Here is a 19,912-nt window from a genome sequence, read left to right as displayed (position 1 = left end):
CGAAAACGTTTATTCGCTGTCCGGTCGGACGTCTCAGCATGAAAATCCTTGTCACGGTGAAGGAGGTGGCAGCCGTCGACGACGAGTTCGAGATCGACGGACTCGCTATCGACGACCGGTACGTCACAGCCGACCTCAACGAGTGGGACGAGTACGCTGTCGAAGCGGCCGTCCAGATAAAGGAGGCCCACGACGACGTCGAGGTCGTCACCGCCACTATCGGCCCGTCCGAGACGGACGAAACGATCCGGCAAGCGCTGGCGAAAGGGGCCGACCGGGCGATCCGTGTCTGGGACGACGCACTCGATGACGCCGGCCTGCTGGACCCCGAAACGAAGGCCCAAGTGCTGGCCGCCGTCGCTGCCGAGGAAGACCCCGATCTGGTGCTGACCGGCGTCCAGTCCGCCGACGACGGGTTCGGGGCGACCGGCGTCACGCTGGCCGACAAACTCGACATGGAGTGGGGCGCTGTCGTCAACGACCTCGACCTCGATCTGGAGGCAGGTGTCGCGAGCGTCCACCGGGAACTGGAAGGCGGCGTCGAGGAACTCACCGACATCGAGATTCCGGCCGTCCTGACGATACAGACCGGGATCAACGACCCACGCTACGCGAGCCTTCGGGGCATCCGGCAGGCCCAGAGCAAGGAGCTCGCGGAGTACAGCCTGGCGGATATCGGCCTCGACGCGGCCGGGATCGAGAGCCCGCTGGAACAGACCTCGCTATACGAGCCTGAAACCGAGGGCGAGGCGACGGTGTTCGAGGGGAGTCCCGAAGAGACGGCGACCGAGTTGGCTGAACTGCTCGCGGAGAAGGGGGTGACCAGCTAATGTCGGTCCTCGCTATCGCCGAACACCGGCGTGGGGAGCTCCGACCGGTGAGCTTAGAACAGTTAGCAGCCGGTCGCGATCTCGCCGACGAACTCGGCGGCGAGCTACACACCGCCGTCATCGGCGGTGACGTCGAGGCGTTCGGGGCAGAGCTGAACCGCGAGGGCGTCGACACCGTCCACACCGTCGATATCGGCGAGGAGTTCAACCACGACGTGTACACGCAGGTCGTCACCCAACTGGCCACGGAGCTGGACCCGACCGTCCTCCTGATGCCCAACAGCGTCAACGGCCTCGATTACGCGCCGGCAGTCGCCAACCGGCTGGACCGGCCGCTCGTGACCGACGTAGTCGACATCGACGCCGAGGACGGCCTCACTGCAACCAGAGAACTGTACGGCTCGAAAGCCGAAACGACAATCGACGTCCACGCCGACCAGGCGGCCGTGACCATCCGTCCGGCTGAGTGGCCGACCATCGAAGCGGACGGGGATGCTGCCATCGAGGCGTTCGACGCGACCATCGACGAGAGTGCCATCAGGTCGACCGTGAAAGGCTTCGAGGAGGTCGGCGGTGGCGATATCGACATCACGGACGCGGACGTGCTGGTGTCCGTCGGCCGCGGTATCGAAGAAGAAGAGAACCTGGATATCATCCACGACCTCGCTGAGGCGCTGGACGCGACGGTGTCGGGTTCGCGGCCGCTCATCGATAACGGCTGGCTGGCGAAGGACCGCCAGGTCGGCCAGAGCGGGAAGGTCGTCACACCAGACGTGTACATCGCTATCGGCATCTCCGGAGCCGTCCAGCACGTCGCCGGGATGAAGGGCTCGGACACGATTGTCGCCATCAACACCGACCCGAACGCACCGATCTTCGATATCGCCGACTACGGCATTCAGGACGACTTATTCGAGGTCGTCCCGGCACTTATCGAGCAGTTCCAGTAGCCACGATACACTGAATCGCGGGTGACAAGGTACTTTTTATGGTAGTCCTAAGGGAGCGGTAATGGAGTATCTCGAGCGCCGGCGGGACCGGGTCGAGGAGCGGTTGGAGGCTGTCCTCGACAGCGTGGAGCCGGACGAACTCGCAGACGAAGTGCGTCATGTGGCGCTTTCCGGGGGGAAGCGGGTGCGGCCGACGGTGACAGTGCTGGTGTGTGAGGCGCTGGGCGGGGAGCCGGCCGATGCCGTCGATTTCGCGGTCGGCATCGAGCTCGTCCACAACGCCTCGCTGGTCATCGACGACATCATCGACGAGTCAGAACTCCGGCGGGGGTCCCCGGCTGCCTGGGAAGCCTTCGGCCACGGCCCGGCCATCATCGCCTCCGATGGCCTACTCGGCGAAGCGTTCAATCTCTTTTCGACGGACGAGCGCGCCATGCAGACCGTCTCCGAGTCGATGGTCGAACTGGGCGAGGGCGAGGCGATGGAACTGGTCGCGGAGCCCTCCAACGAGAAGGAGTACATGGAACTGGCTCGCCGGAAAACCGGGGCGCTGTTCCGCGCTGCGGCGGAACTTGGAGCTATCGCCGCCGACTCGGATCCGTACACGGTCGAGGCGGTCGGCCAGTACGCCGAACGGGTCGGCGTCGCCTTCCAGATGCGTGACGACGTACTCGATGCGACGGCCGACGCCGAAACGCTGGGCAAGCCGGCCGGGACCGACGCGGAGATGGAGCGGCCGTCGCTGGTGGAAGTGACGGAACTGACGACCGAGGAGGCAAACGAGCGAGCGCGGGCCGAGTCCGACGCCGCGCTGGAGTCGCTGTCGACCATCGACGCCCCGGAGTCCCAGTCGATGGAGTACCTGCGGGACCTCGCGGAGTTCGTCGTTGTCCGCGAGCGGTGAGGACCGATCCGAACGGGAGGGCTTTTGCCCGCTGCTCGATTACGCCCGGCAATGACAGTTATCGGTATCGTCGGGCTGCCGGGCAGCGGGAAAAGCGAGGCAGCGAACGTCGCCGCCGAGATGGGCGTGCCGGTCGTGACGATGGGCGACGTCATCCGCGAGGAGTGCCGCGACCGCGGGCTTGACCCCGCGACAGACCACGGGACGGTCGCGAAGGCGCTCCGAGAGGAGAACGGCCCCGCCGCTATCGCCGAGCGCTCGCTACCGATGATCGAGGCAGAACTCGAATCGAACGACACCGTCCTCGTCGACGGTATCCGGTCGGACGTAGAGGTCGAAGCGTTCGAATCGGCGTTCGGCGACACGTTCCTACTCGTCGAGGTAGACGCTCCGTTCGAACTGCGGGCCGACCGCCTCGACCTCCGTGGACGGGACACCTCGGCGGAGGACGGCGGCGAATCGCTCGAGGACCGCGACGCTCGCGAACTCGGCTTCGGAATGGGCGAGGCCATGGAGATGGCCGACCTGACCATCGAGAACACGGAGACGCTGGCCGCGTTCCAGCGGACTGTTCGTACACTGATTCGGGACGGTCCGGAGGCACTCGACCAATGAGCGCCGTCTACTCCGTCGACATCCGAATCGAAGTCCCCGTCAACGACACTGAAGTGACCGACCGGGTCGCTGACGCGGTCCGGAATCTCTTCCCTGAGGCTGACCCGACTCACCAGCAGGGTGCACTCGTCGCCGAAGTCCACACGATGGACGGGTTTTCCGAGCTGCTCCACCGGCGGGAAATCCTGGATACAGCCCGGTCGGTCTTCTTCGATAATCTAGAGGGCGACACCTTCGCGTTCGACGTGAAGAAGCAAGCGGCGTTCGAAGGCCGAATCAACTTCGCGGTCGGTGACCCCTCTGAACTGGGCGACATCCATGTGAACGTGACCGTCCACGAACCGACGGCCGAGGAGTACATCGACTACGTCGCGCCGCCGACCGAGGACGGCCAGCCGGTCTACGACGAGGAGACATGACGACGACCATCTGTTTCGACCTCGACGACACGGTCGTCCACTACCCGGAGCCGTACAAGAACATCATCCGCCGGACGGTCGAGGCCCACGGTATCGAGTACACGGACGAGCTACGGGCCGTTAGCAAGGACGTGTTTTACACGGCCTTTGAGGCGCTGGAGCCGGAGCCGTACCGGCAGTCGATGGCCGCCGTCGTCGAAGCGGCCGGGGCAGACGTGGACCTCGATGCACTGGTCGAGACGCTCAGAGAGACCGAATACGCATCGACGACCGTGCCCGAGGCGGCCCGGGATAGCCTGACCGCACTCGCTGCCGACAACCAGCTCGCGATTGTCACCAACGGCATCCGGGAGCGCCAGCTCGGCAAGCTCGACCACCACGGGCTGACCGACCTGTTCGACCGCTTCGTCGCCTCCTACGAGGTTGGCGCACACAAGCCGGACAGCGCACCGTTCGACCGGGTCCGAGAGGAACTGCCGGCCGACGAGTACGTGATGGTCGGCAACGAGTACGAAACCGACGTGGAAGGGGCCCGCAACGCCGGCTTCGTGCCGATTCACTACGAGTCGGGTGAGGACGGCGGACCGGACCTCTGGGATTCTATCGACGCGCTGGTGTAGCACATACAACTGCCGGCACAGAACGCCGTGGGTATCAGAGGCGGTCAGCCGGCGGTTTCAGGCCAGAAGGGCGGTGAGGATGATGCCGGTGTTCCACGCCGTCACCACGACGCCCAGCAGCGCCAGTCCGAGCGGGACACCGATGGAGTACGGCCAGGAGACGTACTTCCAGATGGCGAAAAAGCCCACGAACACGGCGGCTTTCAGGCCAGTCAGCACCAGCAGTGCGTGCTGTTCCAGCAGTAGCTTGACGACCGGACTGAGCTCTGTCACGCCGGTAATGCTGTAGCCGACGAGCGTCGTGACGAGGTCGCCGACGCCGAAGAAGGCGACGGCAACCACCCACAGGGCGACGGCGGTGTTCGACGGGCCGGTGAGTCGGGCGGGCTGCCGCCAGTTCATAGCCCCCGCTACTGCTCCACAGCACTTCGTTAGTGGTAGCTTCAATGACAACTACAGTGGTAAGCTGCTCTTTCGACCGCTGGGCCTGTCGTACTGTGCTGAGCGCCGAGTCAGCGTAGAGAGACAGTGCGTCGGGGTGTTCCCGTCCGAAGTGAGCAGATACTGCGGGTAATCTCCTCTTTCCAAACGGGATTTCCTGAAGGAACAGCGACCGCGCTACCGCTGGGAGCACATGGACAAATTCAGAGCCCGCTCACGAATATCGCGAGCCACTCACCGAGTTCGCGGCGCTTGCTGACCCGGACCGACTCGACCCACTTCACCCACTGGAAGCCACGGCGGCCCGGTGCGACGAGTCGGAGCGGGTAGCCGTGCCCGTGGGCCAGGCGCTCGCCGTCGACGTGGGTGGCCAGCACGGCATCGCGGGCCTCCGACAGCGGGAGGCTCCACCGGTAGCCGGTCACCGAGCGGAACTGGACCCACGCCGCCGCGTCGTCGGGGTCAACGGCGTCGAGCAGGTCCCCGACGCGAACGCCCTGCCACTCGTGGCCGGAGTACCAGCCGCTCGTGCAGTCCAGAATCGCGGATTCGGTCGCATCCGGAGAGAGCTCGTCTGCGGCGTAACTGCGCTCCCGAGCGACCCGACCGGCGACCGACAGCGACCAGTCGGCGGCGTCGACCGGGTCCGGATCGTCGGCGACCCAACTGGTGACGGGGAACCGGTTGCCGTCGTCGGTTCCTTCCTCCCGCGAACCGGTGTACCGGCGGTCCGCGCCGGCCGAGTCGAGCGCGTCGTTGACTGGCCCCTGAACTCGCCAGAGGAGCGCACCGGCAGTCACCAGCCCGGCGTACCGGAGGATGTCCCGGCGGCCGCCACGGGTGGCCTGTCTTGGAGAGTAGAACCGAGCACGGAGATGCACCAGTAGCAGTGGCGGGACCAGCAGGCCGAGCGCGACGTGCAGGTGAAACAGCCCCCACGGCCCGAGGTCGAGCGTGCCGCCGAATATCCACCAGACGCCGGTGCCGAGCGCGCCCAGCGCGACTGCCGCCAGGACGACCGAGAGGACGCGAGTCCCGGTCAGCCGCGACGGAGCGACGCGGGTGGAAACGCGGTGGAGCTTCACCGGCAGGAGGAGGATCAGCACGACGCCGGAGAGTGCGTGGATGTCGATAATCCACGCGCTGCTGGGGATGCCTGCGAAGATGGTGGCGACACCGGAGACAAGGAGCGTCGCCACCGCCGCGAACAGCCCCCAGTCGACCGCCCGTGGCGTGGGCGTCAGCCGGCGGATGGCCATGACAGCGGTTAGCACTGGAGCGGCTTATACTGCCGTGGCAGCGTGGCGGCGTCAGTACGACTGCCGCAGGACCGTCTCGCCGCTGGCGTTCCGGACGACGACAGTGTCGCCGTCGTTGTTCCAGACCGCCCCGTTCCGGCCCCAGTACCGTTCCGTGTCAGTGTCGGTTCCGCTTCCGGTGTAGAGGGTCACCGACGCGTTCGGGTCGAGGGTCAGGTCCGTGAACGCGTACTGGTGGCCGGCTTCGTCGCTGACTGTCCACCCGGAAAGGTCGAGAGCCGCGTCACCGGTGTTCGTGAGCGTGACGTACTCGTCGTTCAGGTTCTCGTTGTCGTTGCCCGTCGCATCGGGATGGATTTCCGCGATTTCGACGCCGCTGGCACTCTCGGTCCCGCCGTCGGCGATAGCCGTGTGGGTCACTGCGTCCGGGTCCGTACAGCGCCAGAGCCCGCGCCGATCGGAGCGGGCAGCGTCCTCGGCCGCGTAGAATCGGTCGGTGCGGGAGAATTCACTGTCGTATACCCTCGCATGACCAGTCTCGACGAGTCGGTAGTTGAACAGCGTCCCGTCGAGGACGACGTAGGCCAGCAGTCGGTCGTAGTAGCCGCGGCGGTCCAGATTCTGGTCGAACGCGAGCCCGACTGTCTCGCCCAGCAGTTGTTGCTTGGCGAGCGACGACGCGTTCGTGCCGGCCCTGCGGAGGCAGGACGCACCGGCGTCGGTCTCGGGGACGCCCTCGAACTCCGCGGGGTCGTTCTCGGTGTGGACTTCGGGCGTGTCGACACCGACCAGTCGGACCGTGTCACCAGTCCCGTTCTCGTAGGCGACCTGTATCGTATCGCCGTCGACGACAGCTGTGACGGTCACGGTGACAGCGGGCTCCGGAACGTCGACTGCTGACTGGCTGTCAACGGCGGTCCCCGCGGGCTGAGACGGAGAAGTAGTGAAGCCGCTGCAGCCGGCAGCGACCACGAGGACGACGACGAGACCGAACGCGAGCCGACGCATTGTCGAGATGTCGGTGGCCGGCGACACAAGGGTGCCGGTGTCGTCGGGCGGACTGTTATACGTCTGCCATGTCTGGGTTCCGGTAGGATGCTCGTCCCGCTACCAGTCAGAGATATCATGCGGACGCCGGTCAAAACGATCAGCCCCGACGCTCCGGTCATCGAGGCGGCTCAACGCCTCCGCGACGAGGATATCGGTTCACTCGTCGTCGAGGACGATGGCGGCTGTGTCGGCATCATCACGGAGAGCGACATCGTCGCCGTCACCGCAGCCGAGGGAGATACCAGAGCGCTGTCGGTCAGCGACGTAATGACCGAGACGCTGTTGACGGTCACGCCCGACGCGGACATCGAAACGGCCGTGGATCGGCTGCGGACGAACAACATCAAGAAACTGCCCGTCGTCGAGGACGGGTCTCTCGTCGGCATCGTCACGACGACCGACCTCTCGGACTATATCCCGCACCTCTCGCGGGCAAGGGGAGCGTTCGACGACCAGACCCAGCGAAAGCGGTTCACCCGGCCGGACACGCTGTACGAGAACGAGGACTGGACGTTCGAGAGCTACGGGACCGCCGACGGTATCGACGTGGGTGACCACGTCCAGTTCAGCAAGACGATATCCAAGGCCGATGTGGAGGCCTTCGCCGAGGCGAGCGGCGACACGAACAGACTCCACCTCGACGCGGCGTTCGCCGAGGGGACGCGCTTCGGCCGCCGGATCGCCCACGGAACGCTCGTTTCCGGAATTATCAGTGCAGCCCTGGCGCGACTCCCCGGGCTGACAATCTACCTCTCCCAGGAACTGAGCTATCAGGGGCCCGTCGACATCGACGAGGAAGTCACGGCCCACTGCGAAGTCGTCGAGCGCATCAAGGACAACCGGTTCCGCCTGGCCACGGCCGTTGACGATTCAGAGGGGAACTGCGTCATCGAGGGCGACGCCGTCGTCATCTCCGACCCGATTCCGGACACAGCCTGAGCCGACAGTCGGGCGCATCCTGTCACGTTCGAACAGGGCTGCTCGGACAGAACTCCCACCGCGTTTCATGTTTTGTGTTACCAAATAACAATTGTTAATAATCTGCTAGTAGATGTGTCTGTTATGGACGCTGTCGAACGGCCGACTTTCGAGACCAGCGCGGCGATGGAGGTGTATCAGCACGTCGAGCGACACGGGACGGCGGCACGGCACAGAGTCCGTGAGATGGTTGACCTCTCGCCGGAGGCGTTCGAGGAGGCACTGACACACCTCCTGTCGAAGGGGTACATCGAGGACGACGGCGGGACCCTGACGCTGGCGCTCGATGTCGGCTCGGTCGAGCAACACACCACGAACGGGCTGACGTACACGATTCGGCCGGCCCACAACGACGATTTCGAGGGACTCGTCCAGACCATTCGGAACGTGTCCAGCGACGGCACGTACGTCGTCGCCGAGAGCGTCGCCGAGCAGTTGCTGTACGAGGACGCCGTCACGCGACACAACACGGTCGAATCGCGGGTGTTCTTCGTCGCCACAGTCGACGGGGAGGTCGTCGGCTGGTGTCACCTCGATATCCCGCAACTGGACAAGCTTCGCGAGACGGCCCAGCTCACTGTCGGCGTCAGGGAAGAGCAGCGTGGCCAGGGCATCGGCAGCCAGCTCATGCAACGCGGGCTGGACTGGGCGAAGGCCAACGGCTACCGGAAGCTGTACAACAGCGTGCCGGCGATCACGGAGAACGCGATGGTGTTCCTCGAAGACCACGGCTGGAACACCGAGGGTATCCGCCGGAACCACTACAGCATCGACGGCGAGCAGGTCGACGAGGTGATGATGGCCTACACGTTCGACTGACGGCGGACCACCGGTTTCTCACTACAGCAGGACGGCCAGCGCCAGCGCGATCCAGACGATTTTCAGCCCCGTGTTGACGACGATGACTTTCGAGCCGAACTCCCGGCCCCAGATGCCGAACTGGAAGGGAATCGAGCGCTTGAACGTCGAGACGGCAAAGGAGATGATGCCGCCGACGAGCATCGTCGCCACGGCGGTCCGGGCAGTGAAGGTTCCGTTCCGGATGAGCGGCGCGATGACCGTCGCCCCCGAGGTCGTATCGAGGGCGTAGGCGGCGATGACGGGGATGGCCGCGCCGGGCAAGCCGAGCAGCCCAGCGAACCCGTCGGCAGCGGCGGTGACGGAGGCCCCGTCGCTGCCAGCCAGCGCCAGTAGTTCGTCGCCGTAGGTGACGAGCAGTGAGACGACAGCGTAGATGGCCGCCAGCCGCGGCAGGATATCGCGGACCTTCTCGGCTGTCGCGTCGAACGCCGTCCTGACGGCCGCCCGGCGGCTCTCCGGACGCTCGTCGAACACGTCGCCCGCGTCGTCGGCCGTCCCGCCGTCGGGGGCTGGGCCGGCACCGGCGGCCGACCGGCCGACGTTGGACGCGTCCAGCAGGACCGCGCCGGCGGCGATGCCGGTCAGCGTAATCGCCAGCGCGATGAGCCCCCGCGTGGCGACGTACAGCACCCCGACCCGAAAGCCAAGAATCGGGATGAGTATCGGGGCGTAGAACGTGATGATGTGCTGGGCGAAGCCGAAGAACGTGTTGATGGTGACGGCGATTATCGTCGCACGGTCGGACAGCACGCCCGACTCGCGGAAGTCGGCGAGCATCCCGTAGCCGGCGGTTGTCGACGCCGTCGTCGTCAGGATAGCGGTGCCAACCTCGTCCGGGAGGTTCGCCGGCGACGTGAGATAGCGCGAGACAACGGCGATTTTCTCGACCAGTCCGAACGCGACCGCCAGTTCCGCGAGGAACACGCCAAACGAGAGAAAGAACGTGATACGGAGGACCCTGATAGCGACCTCTCCGAGGACAGCGACTATGGGGTGGCCAAGCACGGCGGCGACGAGCGACTGCACGTCTGAAAGTAGTGGTCTAGCTGGCAAATGCCCATCGGTAGCGACAGAATCGCGCTGAGCGAGCAATCGCGTCTGTGGCTAGCACAGCCACTTCACCAGATCACACGAACACCCGCACAGCGCCGAACAGCACCACCACGCCCAGCACGTCACAGACGTTCGTGACGACGGGGATGACCACGTCGTCGGGGTCCAGTTCGAACCGGTAGGCGGCGTAGGTCGTCACCGTCGTCACGACGATAGCAAGCACCGCCAGCAGACTCCCGCTGACGAGCGCGACCAAAACGACCGTCCGGAGCGGGAGCGCAGTGCCGCCGATGACGGCCTGGAGGAGCCACGCACCGGCACCGACGAGCGGGAACAGCGTCACCGCGAGGGCAACGGTGGCGATTGCGTTGCCGGCGAGCCGGTCGTCAGTCGCCGCGAACGACAGGAGGCCGAGGTGAAACGCCGTCGAAAACCGCGCCGCGAGGATGCTGCCGAGGTTGCCCGCCATCCCGATGGTCACCGGGACGAGCACGAGCAACGACGGGTACTGCAGCAGCGTTCCCTCGAAGGTATCGAGCACGAGGCCGCTCCCGAGTTCGATAGCAGTGAGCACGACAAGGATGGGGAACATCGTCCGGACGATACCTGAAACCGACCACTGGGACGCGAACTCCGCCACTCAGCCACCCCCCAGTGCGAGGACGAGGCGGGTCGCGCCCAGCAGCGTCGCGATACCGACCACATCGCCCGTCGTCGTCACGACCGGGCCGGCCAGCGTGTCGGGATTGAGTCCGCGGCGGTAACCGACGAACACGACCGAGACGACGGCGATGGTCAACAGCAGTCCGGAGACGAAGCCCGCGATGAGCGCGATGGCGACGAGGGTCGTGAGCGGGGCCGACGGTCGACCGACCAGCGCGAGCAGGGCGACAGCCATCACCGCAGCGACGCCGCTGATGAGCACGCCGTTTGCCAGTGCCGCCGCGACGGCGGCGTTGATGCGGTCGTCGTCGAAGGAAAACCGAGGGTCGATAAGCCCCTGATGGAGTGCCGACCCCAGGCGTGCGCCGAGCGAGCCGTAGACGTTCCCCCGAGTGGCGAGCAGCGCCGGCACGAGCACGAGCAGCCCGGCGACGTCCTGTAGCTCCGCGTCCATACCGCCGAGGACGACGCCCGCGAAGAGGCCACCGACCGCACTGAGCGCCAGCACCGGGAGCGATTCCCGGTAGGCTTCGAGTGCCACCTCGCGGACAGTCATTGCAGGGCGAAGGGCGGCGAGCGAAAAAAAGCCCCCTGATAGCGCTGGCGCGCCCTCAACCGGTCGACTGCGCCCTGTCACGCCACGGCGGCGGTCCGACCGTCGTGTTGCCGACCGCGGTAAACCTGACAGTTCTGGTTACAGTGACCGGTTCGTCGCCGTCCGTGAGCGTCGTATACTCGGTCCGGTAGTGCCGGACAAGGCCCGACTGCGTGACGTGGGCGACGAGCGTCGCGTTCTCCCGGCTCGTCCACGCTGCCGACGAGATGTTTTCCCGTAGCCGGTCGCCCCTGATGACGTAGACGGTGCCGTCTGACTGCTGGGGCTGCAAGGTCCGGGTGTGGAACGGGGCAACGGTCCGAGTGACGTCGGCGGCCGGACGGCCGTTCAACGCGGCGGCGTGAACCCAGTACCGCCACGTTCCGGCGTAGCTGTCCGGCGGGTCGTACTCGTTGTAGATCGTCTGGTTGTCGCGCACGAGTCGGCGGAGATACGTATCGCCGTCGGACCAGAACGACGCGGTCGCCGGCGGCCGACCGAGGAGCACCGGGGCGGCAGGGCCGCGGACAGTGACGTTGGCGAGGTGTGTCCGGTTCGCGTCCAGCACGACCTGGACTCGGAGGTTGGACCGCAACGACCCGTTTGCATATCTGACGGTCCGGTTCATCGTCAGCGTGTACCCGGTTCCGTTGAGACGGTCACCGTGTGCGGAACCGAGCAGAGATGGGCTGGTGACGCCCGTCGCCCCGACGCCGGCCGGATACGTGGTCGCGGAGTCGGTCGGCACCGGGGCGGGCGTCACCGGCGTCGCCGAGTCGTCGCCGCCGCTGAACCCGAACCCCCCACAGCCCGCGGTAACGACGACGATGAAGACGAGTAACTGCCGACGCAGATTCCTCGCCATGCTCTAGCAAACCAACCAGATCGGAATAAGTCTACGGATCGCCATTTATCCGATATCTGTCAGTGCATGGATGTGAAACCGTTGGTTAACCTACCGAAACTATTATGATAGATTGAACCACCGTATGGAACATGCCAACTAATGGCAGTACGGTCAACCGACGACAGTTGCTGAAGAGTACGGGCGTTGCAGGTGTGGCAGGGCTGACGGGACTGGCCGGTTGTTCCGGTGGCGACGGTGGCGATGGTGGCGGCGATGGCGGCGATGGTGGCGACGGTGGCGGCGACGGTGGCGACGACTACCCGTCGCTCGGGAACTTCCCGGTCGAGGGCGACACGGTCACGTTCGGGTTCAACGTTCCACAGTCCGGGCCCTACTCCTCAGAGGGCCAGGACGAACTACGGGCGTACGAACTCGCCCAGAAGCACCTCAACAACGGGGGTGGCTGGGTGGACAGCTTCGAGGACCTCAGCGGCGACGGCGTCCTCGGGTACACGGTCGATTCGGTGAACGGCGACACGGCGACCGACGCCGATACCGCTCGACAGGCCGCCTCGCGGATGATAAACCGGGACGACGTGGTGATGATCTCGGGCGGCTCTTCCAGCGCAGTGGCCATCGCCGTGCAGGGCCTCTGTCAGTCGCAGAACGTCATGTTCATGGCCTGTCTGACCCACTCGAACGACACGACCGGCAAAGACTGCGCCCGGTACGGGTTCCGGGAGATGTTCAACGCGTACATGACCGGACAGGCACTCGCGCCGGTGCTTGAAAGCGAGTACGGCTCGGACAACGAGTTCTACCAGCTGTACGCCGACTACTCCTGGGGCCAGACCCAACAGGACTCGATGAACCAGTTCCTCTCGGAGATCGGCTGGGAAGAGGTCGACAGCGTGCCGACGCCGCTCGGGACCAGCGACTTCTCCTCGTATCTCTCGGAGGCCGCAAACAGCGGCGCGGACGTGCTCGTCCTGAACCACTACGGGCTGGACGGCGCGAACTCCGTCTCGCAGGCCGTCGATGCCGGTATCGACGAGGACATGGAGCTCGTCGTCCCGTTGTACAACCGCCCGATGGCACAGGCCGCCGGTGGCTCCATCGAAGGCATCTACGGAACGATCGCCTGGGACTCCCAGATCGACAACGAGGCGTCGAACGCGTTCACGCAGGCCTTCCAGGACGAGTACGACCGCGTCCCGTCCGGTCCGGCCCAGCTCGCCTACGCCCAGACGCTCCAGTACGCGGCCGCCGCCGAACGAGCGGGCACGTTCTACCCGCCGGAGGTCATCCGCCAACTGGAGGACTACGAGTACAGCAACATCGGCATGGGTCAGGAGACGATGCGTGCCTGCGACCACCAGGCCCAGCGTGACATTCCGGTCGCACAAGGGCTGCCGGAGAGCGAGCAAGGCGACGGGAACTTCATCGAGATTGTCGAGATCACGTCCCGAGACGACGTCGGATACGGGTGCGATTCCGGACCGGCCGCGGAGTGTGAACTCGGCGAGTACGGCGACGAATAGGGCAGAATCCGGGCAGGGGACCGTACCCCTCATGATTTATAGTGCATGAGGTTGCCTTACTTGATACACAAAAACTAGCATGATTAGGAATACGCAGAGAGTACGAGAAGAGTGCGGTGGGGGGGATCCGGCGTGACGCTACTCGCGGACATCCTCACCATCTTATTGAATGGGTTGCAACAGGGCGCGATTTACGTCCTGCTCGCGGTCGGACTGTCGATTATCCTCGGGACGCTAAAATTCGTTAACTTCGCGCACGGGGCACTGTACCTCGTCGGTGCGTATCTGGGGCTGTTCATAACTGGAAGTGTTCCATTGAATGACGGCCAACTGGTAGAATGGGGCATCCAGTCATACGGCATCGGACTGGGATTCATTGCTGCACTGGTCATCGTGCCGATTGTCGTGTTCGTTATCGGCCTCCTGATGGAGCGCTTCCTTGCACAGGCGTTCTACGACCGCCCCGACACCGACCAGATTCTCGTCACGTTCGGACTCGCAATCATCGTCCAGGAACTGCTCAGAGCGATGCTCGGCGGGAACAGCCAGCCGTTCCCACAGCCCTCGTGGGCATCCGGTCCCATCGCGCTGCCTGTCGTCGGGAACTTCCCGCGCTGGCGACTCGGCGTCATCGCGATTACGGCAGTCCTCGTTCTGGGCGTGTACGCCCTCGTCGAGTACACTGACTTCGGCCTCATCGTTCAGGCCGGTACCCTCGACGACGAGATGGTTCGCCTCCTGGGAATTAAACTGAGCCGGCCGTACCTCGTCGTCTTCGGCATCGGTGCCGCCCTCGCCGGCGTGGCCGGCGTCGTCGGCGGCCCGCTCGCCAACGTCAACCCCAACATCGGCACTGAACAGTTGGTGCCGGCGTTCCTGACCGTCGTCATCGGCGGCGTCGGGAAGATAGAAGGGGCCGTCGTGGCCGGGCTGATGCTCGGGACGCTGCAGGTACTCTTAATCCAGACCGGCTACGCCGCCTGGAGCCAGGTCGGCATCTACGCGCTCGCGGCGATAATCCTGCTGGTGCGTCCACAGGGGCTGCTGGGCTCGGAGGTTGATGTCTCGTGAGCGACGAACCGCGCGACGCGACTGCCACGGCGGCGGCCGACGCCGAGGCGGAGGTCACCGGCGGTCTCGGTGACCGCTGGGCCAGCTTCCGCGACCGGGAGATATCGACGGTGCTGCTCACGGTCGTGGGTGTGGCCGTCTTCCCGTTCCTGTTCAACAACTTCCTCAACGGCTACACGCAGCTGGCGACGCTAATACTCATCTACGGCATCTTCGCCGTCGGATTCGACATCCTGCTGGGGTACACCGGCCTGCTGTCGTTCGGCCACGCCGTCTTCTTCGGCGGCGCGGCCTACGCCGCCGGTATCTTCAGCGCGAGCGTGAGCAGCTCGCCGCTGCTAGTGTTGCTCGCCGGCACGGTGTTTGCAGTGTTGATGGCGTGGATCGTCGGTTTCCTGTCGCTGCGCCGCGGCGGGATTTACTTCGCCATCCTGACGCTGACGTTCGGCCAAATGTCCTTCTATCTGGCGGCGTCGCCGCTGGCGTTCCTCACGAACGGTGAGAACGGGTTCACCTCCGTGGATATCGGCCACCTGCTGGGCGTCATCGACATCCACGGCGGGGTGCCGTTCCCGCTGTCGATGCTGGTCGACAACATGCTGTACGTGTTCGTCGCCGTCATGACTGTGCTGTCGGTCGCGATGGCAAACCGCATCCTGCACTCGCCGTACGGGACCGTGTTCCGCGCGATTCGGGAGAACGAGCGCCGAGCGGAGTTCGTCGGGCTGGACGTCTGGCGGTACAAGCTCATGGCGTTCATCATCTCGGCGGCCTTCGCCGGCATCGCCGGGAGCCTGTTCACCATCGAGGGGAACTACGTGCCCCTGCAGTCGCTGTACTGGACCGAGTCCGGGCGCATCGTCATCATGACCGTGCTCGGCGGTGTCGGCTCGCTGTTCGGGCCGCTGTTCGGTGCCGGCCTGTACCTGTACATCGAGAATATCGTCAGCGGGTTCGAGACGCTCGGCCCGTTCTGGCACCTCATTCTCGGCATCGTGTTCGTCGTCGCCGTCGTCCTCTTCCCGAACGGAATCTGGGGCGGTATCGACTACGTTCGTGACATGGTCGTCGGAGGTGAGGACGAATGACAGTCCTCAAAACGGAGCGGCTCACCAAGCAGTTCGGCGGCCTCACGGCCGTCGACGAAGTGGACCTGGAAATAGAACAGGGTGAAGGCGTGAGCCTCATCGGACCCAACGGCGCGGGGAAATCGACGTTCATCAACCTCGTCACCAGACGGCTCGAACCGAGCTACGGCGAGATCGCGTTCCAAGGGGATTCCATCATCGGAATGGACCCACACGAGGTCGTCCAGCGGGGGATGAGCAAGTCCTTCCAGACGGCCTCTATCTTCCCCGAACTGACCGTCAAGGAGAACGCGACTATCGCGGCGCTGGCGGCCGAGCACGGCTCGTTCCGGTTCAACTTCTTCCGGAACCAGAACAGCTATCCGGCGGTCGACGAACTGGCGAACGAGGTCCTCGAATCAGTCGGGCTGTACGACGAGCGCGAGAACCAGGCTGATAGCCTCGACTACGGGAACAAGCGCCGGCTCGAACTCGGCATTGCGCTGGCCGCCGAACCGGATATGCTGCTGATGGACGAGCCGACCGCCGGGATGAGCCCCGAGGAGACGAAATCGACCGTCGACCTGATCAAGCGAGTCAAGGATGAACTCGACCTGACCTTCCTGCTGGTCGAACACGACATGGAGATCGTCTTCGACATCTCCGACCGTATCATCGTCCTCAACCGCGGGTCAGTCATCGCGAAGGGGACCCCCGACCAAGTGCAGGACGACCCCGCTGTGCAGGAAGCGTACCTCGGAGGTGTCGAAGAATGACGCTGCTCGACGTGGACAACATCAACGGCTACTACGGCGAGAGCCACATCATTCAGGACGTATCGATGAACGTCGACGACGGCGAGATCACGGCCCTGCTGGGCCGCAACGGAGCGGGGAAGACCTCGACGCTCCGGTGTATCTCCGGGGCGACGCCGCCCGACGTCCGGAGCGGCACGATCCAGTTCGACGGAACGAACATCACCAACGACCCGCCGGAGGACATCGCCGTCCGCGGCATCTCGCTGGTCCCGGAAGAACGGCGCGTGTTCACCGATCTCACTGTCGCGGAGAACCTGCACCTCGCGGACACCGTCCGCAACAAGACGAACACCTGGCGGCGGAAGCTCGATTTCCGCGACGAAGGGATGTCGACGGCGGAAATCTACGAGTACTTCCCGAGACTCGACGAACGACGCTCCCAGAAAGCCGGAACACTCTCGGGCGGCGAACAGCAGATGCTCGCAATCGCCCGCGCGCTCCATCAGAGCACCGACCTGTTGATGCTCGATGAGCCATATGAGGGGCTTGCTCCGCAGATCATCCAGTCCGTCGAGAATGCCATCGAACGCATCAGCGAAGACGGTACGACGATACTGCTGGTCGAACAAAACGCCGTGGCGGCGATGAAAATCGCCGACCGGTGTTACGTGCTGGACCGCGGGCAAGTGGTCTTCGAGGGACCGGCCGAGGAACTGCAGAACGACCAAGAGACCCGCGACAAGTACCTAGGTGTCTAAATGTCCCAAACACAGTCCCCCGAAGCGTTACTCGACGCACTGCAATCGGAAGGTGTCGTCGTCATCGACGAGGAAACGGACGAAGTCAGCACGACGGAAGCGTTCGAGGCCGACCGCGAGGTGTACTACGACACCTACGTGACGATGGGCGACACGGAGTTCCACGAGTCCGTCGCCGACGTGTTCGGCCTCGATTCGGCCGCCGAAGCGGCCGAGCGGGTCGACGAACTCGACGTGTCGCGCGAGGAGTTCGCCACGTTCCTGACCCTGCGGTCGAACGTCGACGACTCGTACACCACCGTGGAACTGACGACGATGGCACAGATGGCGACCGAGCTAGGTCCGGAGACGCCGGTCCCCGACGCGGTCGAACACCTCGACGACGACAGCTACGCGGCCTTCGTCGACGCCCACGACCGGTGTGTCGTTACAGTGTGGAAACTGTTCTGTGACCCCTGTGAAGCCATGAAAGAACAGTTAGACGACGTGCTGGCCGCGTTCCCGGACGGCGTCCCGGTCGGCGGCGTCGCCGGCGAGCGGTCCCCGGAGTTCTGTCGGTCGGTCGGTGTCAACGCGGCACCCGCCGTCGTGCTGTTCGAGGACGGCGAGCCCGTCGAGCGGATCACTGGCCGGACGGACCCGTCGCCGCTCGCTGAACGGGTCGAGGAAGTGTACGGCGTCTGACTGCGGCGTTACTCCTCTTCGCCGCTGCAGACCAGCACGGAGCGATCCGTGCCGAGAATCACGCTCTGCGTGACACTGCCGAACAGCACCTTGCCCGTCGGCGTCCGCTTGCGTCCGGCGACGACAATCATGTCGGCGTCCTGCTCGTCAGCCAGGCGGAGGATCGCGTCGGCCGGTTCGCCGCTTGACTCTTCCAGCGCCACCTCGACGCCTGCCTCCTCGAGGACTTCCCGGGCCCGGCGCACGGAGGCCACCTGATCGACGGACGCGCCTTCGGGGTTCTCCTCGAAGTCGTGTAGCAGCGTAACACGGACCTGGCTGGTGTCCATCGGAACTTCGGTTATCGCTTCCGCGATGGCGGTCCCACGAGCCTCACTTTTGTCTATCCCAGCGACAATTTCGTACATGCTCGCTTCATCCGTAGGACGGGCCAACCCTTAGTTCTGGCCCGGATTTCGAGCATAGATCATCAAAAATACCGTCGCGTCTCACGTCGCGCGGACCGAGAAAGTGGCGTCAGTCGCCGAACGGCCCCATACCGCCGCCACCCATGCCGCCACCGCCGCCTCCGCCGCCCTGTTGCATCTGTTTCATCATCCGCTCCATGTCGCCGTCGCCCATGCCCTGGAACTGCTTGAGCATCTGCTCCATCTGCTTGTGCTGCTGGAGGAGTTCACGCACCCGCTCCTCGGGCTTGCCCGAGCCCCGACAGATGCGCCTGGTCCGGGACTGGCCGACGACGCGGGGGTTCTCCAGTTCCTCCTCGGTCATCGAGTCCATGATGACGTCGAAGTCCCGCATCCGCTCCTGGGTCACGTCCATCGCGTCGTCGGGGAGCTGGTCCATCAGCCCGCCGCCCAGCCCGGGAATCATGTCCATCACCTGGTCCAGCGGCCCCATGTTGTTCATCGTCTGCATCTGCTTGCGCATGTCCTTGAGGGTGAACTGCCCCTCCAGCATGTCCTCGGGGTCCCAGTCCTCCTCGTCGCCTTCCTGGGTTTCCTCCATCGCGCGCTCGACGCGCTCGGTGAGCTGTTTGAGGTCGCCCATCCCGAGCAGGCGCGAGATGAACCCGGAGGGCTCGAACCGCTCGATGTCCTTGACCGTCTCCCCAGAGCCGAGGAAGGCGATGGTGGAGTCAGTCTCGTTGACGGCGGCGAGCGCGCCGCCACCTTTCGCCGTCCCGTCGAGTTTCGTTATGACGACGCCGTCGATGCCAATCGCCGCCTCGAAGTCGGCGGCCTGGCTCTTGGCGCTCTGGCCCATCGCCGCGTCCAGCACGAGCAGGTCCCGGTCGGGCTGGACCTCCTGTTCGATGCGTTCGATCTGTTCGATGAGTTCCTCGTTCAGGCCGTCACGGCCCGCCGTGTCCACGATGCGAACGTCCGCGTTCGCCGTCGCTTCCAGCCCGTCCCGGGCGATCTTCACGGGGTCGTCCTCGTCGGGGTCGCCGTAGAAGTCGACCTCGGCGCGCTCGGCCATCTCCTTGGACTGGTCGTACGCGCCGGGCCGGTCCGTGTCGGTCTGGATGATAGCCGGCCGGAGCCCTTTCGTCGAGAACCACCACGCCATCTTCGCGGCCGTGGTCGTCTTCCCCGACCCGTACAGGCCGGCGAGCATGATGGTCTGCTCTTCTAGCGGTAGTTCGGTCGACTCGCCAACGAGGTCGACCAGTTCCTCGTAGACGATCCGAAGGACCCAATCGCGTGGGGTCGTCCCCGCCGGCGGTTCCTCCTCCAGCGCGCGCGTCTCGATGCTGTCAGAGAGGTCCTGTACGAGCCCGACGTCCACGTCGGCCTGCAACAGCGACCGCTGAATCTCCTTGACGATGTCCTCGATGTCCTCCTCGGAGAGCCGGGACTTCCCCCGGAGGTCATCAAGTGTCCCCCGGAGCGAACTCCCAAGATCGTCGAGTACCATTGTTAGCGCGAGATACGCGACGGCGCGG

23 protein-coding genes are annotated in these 19,912 nt (G+C 65.0%); 14 read left to right on the top strand and 9 right to left on the bottom strand.

Annotated features, from left to right (window positions below):
• Positions 1 to 38 precede the first annotated feature (38 nt).
• The 6 genes from SG26_RS09935 to SG26_RS09910 all read left to right on the top strand — a co-directional run bounded on the left by SG26_RS09935 (position 39) and on the right by SG26_RS09910 (position 4,338).
• The gene (locus SG26_RS09935) at positions 39 to 830 is read left to right on the top strand and encodes an electron transfer flavoprotein subunit beta/FixA family protein (protein ID WP_008311121.1); all 792 of its coding nucleotides are present in this window, start codon (positions 39 to 41) and stop codon (positions 828 to 830) included.
• Complete coding sequence (locus SG26_RS09930; RefSeq protein ID WP_050037487.1) at positions 830 to 1,780, top strand: electron transfer flavoprotein subunit alpha/FixB family protein; 951 nt, start codon at positions 830 to 832, stop codon at positions 1,778 to 1,780. The genes SG26_RS09935 and SG26_RS09930 overlap by 1 nt, the downstream gene beginning before the upstream one ends.
• 61 nt (positions 1,781 to 1,841) lie before the next feature.
• Positions 1,842 to 2,684: a polyprenyl synthetase family protein gene (locus SG26_RS09925; protein ID WP_004594002.1), complete on the top strand. Its 843-nt coding sequence runs from the start codon at positions 1,842 to 1,844 to the stop codon at positions 2,682 to 2,684.
• Between the two features lie 51 nt (positions 2,685 to 2,735).
• Entirely contained in the window at positions 2,736 to 3,299 is a 564-nt protein-coding gene (locus tag SG26_RS09920) for an AAA family ATPase (RefSeq protein WP_050037486.1), read from the top strand.
• Complete coding sequence (locus SG26_RS09915; RefSeq protein ID WP_014039400.1) at positions 3,296 to 3,718, top strand: RNA-binding domain-containing protein; 423 nt, start codon at positions 3,296 to 3,298, stop codon at positions 3,716 to 3,718. Before SG26_RS09920 ends, SG26_RS09915 begins: the two co-directional genes overlap by 4 nt.
• Entirely contained in the window at positions 3,715 to 4,338 is a 624-nt protein-coding gene (locus SG26_RS09910) for an HAD family hydrolase (RefSeq protein WP_014039399.1), read from the top strand. The genes SG26_RS09915 and SG26_RS09910 overlap by 4 nt, the downstream gene beginning before the upstream one ends.
• 57 nt (positions 4,339 to 4,395) lie before the next feature.
• On the opposite strand, the gene SG26_RS09905 is transcribed toward SG26_RS09910, so the two are convergent.
• The 3 genes from SG26_RS09905 to SG26_RS09895 form a co-directional block, all read right to left on the bottom strand.
• On the bottom strand, positions 4,396 to 4,740 hold the full coding sequence (locus SG26_RS09905; RefSeq protein WP_014039398.1) for a hypothetical protein: 345 nt from the start codon (positions 4,738 to 4,740) through the stop codon (positions 4,396 to 4,398).
• Between the two features lie 242 nt (positions 4,741 to 4,982).
• Positions 4,983 to 6,038: a molybdopterin-dependent oxidoreductase gene (locus tag SG26_RS09900; protein WP_050037485.1), complete on the bottom strand. Its 1,056-nt coding sequence runs from the start codon at positions 6,036 to 6,038 to the stop codon at positions 4,983 to 4,985.
• 51 nt (positions 6,039 to 6,089) lie between these two features.
• Positions 6,090 to 7,046 (bottom strand): lamin tail domain-containing protein, encoded by a 957-nt coding sequence (locus tag SG26_RS09895; RefSeq protein WP_050038268.1) that lies wholly within the window; start codon positions 7,044 to 7,046, stop codon positions 6,090 to 6,092.
• 87 nt (positions 7,047 to 7,133) lie between these two features.
• Between SG26_RS09895 and SG26_RS09890 the strand changes: the two genes are divergently transcribed.
• Both SG26_RS09890 and SG26_RS09885 read left to right on the top strand, forming a co-directional pair.
• A complete protein-coding gene (locus SG26_RS09890) occupies positions 7,134 to 8,027 on the top strand; it encodes a CBS domain-containing protein (RefSeq protein ID WP_014039395.1) in 894 nt (297 codons plus the stop codon).
• A 123-nt stretch (positions 8,028 to 8,150) separates the two neighbouring features.
• Positions 8,151 to 8,885 (top strand): GNAT family N-acetyltransferase, encoded by a 735-nt coding sequence (locus SG26_RS09885; protein WP_050037484.1) that lies wholly within the window; start codon positions 8,151 to 8,153, stop codon positions 8,883 to 8,885.
• Positions 8,886 to 8,906: 21 nt separating this feature from the next.
• Here SG26_RS09885 and SG26_RS09880 read toward each other — a convergent pair whose 3' ends face one another.
• From SG26_RS09880 to SG26_RS09865, 4 genes are all read right to left on the bottom strand, one after another.
• On the bottom strand, positions 8,907 to 9,953 hold the full coding sequence (locus SG26_RS09880; RefSeq protein WP_050037483.1) for a nucleoside recognition protein: 1,047 nt from the start codon (positions 9,951 to 9,953) through the stop codon (positions 8,907 to 8,909).
• A 100-nt stretch (positions 9,954 to 10,053) separates the two neighbouring features.
• The gene (locus SG26_RS09875) at positions 10,054 to 10,620 is read right to left on the bottom strand and encodes a magnesium transporter (protein ID WP_008311141.1); all 567 of its coding nucleotides are present in this window, start codon (positions 10,618 to 10,620) and stop codon (positions 10,054 to 10,056) included.
• Entirely contained in the window at positions 10,621 to 11,199 is a 579-nt protein-coding gene (locus SG26_RS09870; RefSeq protein WP_050037482.1) for a magnesium transporter, read from the bottom strand. It abuts the gene before it with no gap.
• 55 nt (positions 11,200 to 11,254) lie between these two features.
• Positions 11,255 to 12,103 carry a hypothetical protein gene (locus SG26_RS09865; RefSeq protein WP_050037481.1) on the bottom strand — a complete coding sequence of 283 codons (849 nt, stop codon included), beginning with the start codon at positions 12,101 to 12,103 and terminating at the stop codon, positions 11,255 to 11,257.
• Between the two features lie 131 nt (positions 12,104 to 12,234).
• On the opposite strand from SG26_RS09865, the gene SG26_RS09860 reads away from it, so the two are divergent.
• From SG26_RS09860 to SG26_RS09835, 6 genes are all read left to right on the top strand, one after another.
• Positions 12,235 to 13,626, top strand: a complete 1,392-nt coding sequence (locus tag SG26_RS09860) for a substrate-binding protein (protein ID WP_014039389.1) — start codon at positions 12,235 to 12,237, stop codon at positions 13,624 to 13,626.
• A gap of 132 nt (positions 13,627 to 13,758) precedes the next feature.
• A complete protein-coding gene (locus tag SG26_RS09855; protein ID WP_014039388.1) occupies positions 13,759 to 14,697 on the top strand; it encodes a branched-chain amino acid ABC transporter permease in 939 nt (312 codons plus the stop codon).
• Positions 14,694 to 15,785 (top strand): branched-chain amino acid ABC transporter permease, encoded by a 1,092-nt coding sequence (locus SG26_RS09850; protein ID WP_014039387.1) that lies wholly within the window; start codon positions 14,694 to 14,696, stop codon positions 15,783 to 15,785. Before SG26_RS09855 ends, SG26_RS09850 begins: the two co-directional genes overlap by 4 nt.
• A complete protein-coding gene (locus tag SG26_RS09845) occupies positions 15,782 to 16,540 on the top strand; it encodes an ABC transporter ATP-binding protein (protein WP_014039386.1) in 759 nt (252 codons plus the stop codon). Before SG26_RS09850 ends, SG26_RS09845 begins: the two co-directional genes overlap by 4 nt.
• Positions 16,537 to 17,280, top strand: a complete 744-nt coding sequence (locus SG26_RS09840; RefSeq protein ID WP_014039385.1) for an ABC transporter ATP-binding protein — start codon at positions 16,537 to 16,539, stop codon at positions 17,278 to 17,280. Before SG26_RS09845 ends, SG26_RS09840 begins: the two co-directional genes overlap by 4 nt.
• Complete coding sequence (locus SG26_RS09835) at positions 17,281 to 17,964, top strand: co-chaperone YbbN (protein WP_050037480.1); 684 nt, start codon at positions 17,281 to 17,283, stop codon at positions 17,962 to 17,964.
• 8 nt (positions 17,965 to 17,972) lie between these two features.
• On the opposite strand, the gene SG26_RS09830 is transcribed toward SG26_RS09835, so the two are convergent.
• The gene (locus tag SG26_RS09830; RefSeq protein WP_014039383.1) at positions 17,973 to 18,371 is read right to left on the bottom strand and encodes a universal stress protein; all 399 of its coding nucleotides are present in this window, start codon (positions 18,369 to 18,371) and stop codon (positions 17,973 to 17,975) included.
• Positions 18,372 to 18,480: 109 nt separating this feature from the next.
• Positions 18,481 to 19,884: a signal recognition particle protein Srp54 gene (locus SG26_RS09825; RefSeq protein ID WP_050037479.1), complete on the bottom strand. Its 1,404-nt coding sequence runs from the start codon at positions 19,882 to 19,884 to the stop codon at positions 18,481 to 18,483.
• Positions 19,885 to 19,912: the final 28 nt, after the last annotated feature.

Source organism: Haloarcula sp. CBA1115, from assembly GCF_000827835.1.
GTDB classification, from domain to species: Archaea; Halobacteriota; Halobacteria; order Halobacteriales; family Haloarculaceae; genus Haloarcula; species Haloarcula hispanica.
The sequence above is the reverse complement of the archived record's forward strand: the minus strand, read 5'-3'. Positions and strand labels throughout refer to the sequence as shown.